At 59.4% G+C, this 431-nt stretch carries 1 protein-coding gene; it reads right to left on the bottom strand.

Going from position 1 to position 431, the window contains the following annotated elements; all coding sequences use genetic code 11:
• Positions 1-98: 98 nt before the first annotated feature.
• Positions 99-251, bottom strand: a complete 153-nt coding sequence (locus E0L35_RS26415) for a hypothetical protein (RefSeq protein WP_171051243.1) — start codon at positions 249-251, stop codon at positions 99-101.
• Positions 252-431: the final 180 nt, after the last annotated feature.

The following is a 431-nucleotide window of genomic DNA, read 5'->3' on the forward strand; positions in this document are numbered from 1 at the left end:
TCGCTCAACGACACCAATCCGACTTGGTCATGACGTGGGGCAGCTGGGGGCAATTCGATGCCAAGCAGCTGATCAAGGATTGCGAGCGCCACGGTGTGTCACACCCTCTTCCCGGCTTTGAGCATGTGAACCTCAAGCGCCAGTTCGCCAAGGCCCGGAAAATCAAAGAGGTGGGCATGGCCAGAGCTTTGCAGATGGTCGGTATGGCGCTTGAAGGGTCGCATCACCGGCCTGGACGATGCTCGCAACATTGCGAAGCTACTCCCCTGGTGTCGGCCCACGTGAGGGGGGGTCAATCCGCAACGCGAAAACCTGGGTTCAGCCTGCCATGTGCGATGGCGACCTAATGGACCTTGGGCGCATCAACAATTGGAGATTACACATGAGCACCTCAGCAGCACAGATCAGCGCCTGGGGCAACGGCCTCGCAC

This window comes from Halomonas sp. ATBC28 (assembly GCF_005937175.1).
GTDB lineage: Bacteria > Pseudomonadota > Gammaproteobacteria > Pseudomonadales > Halomonadaceae > Vreelandella > Vreelandella titanicae.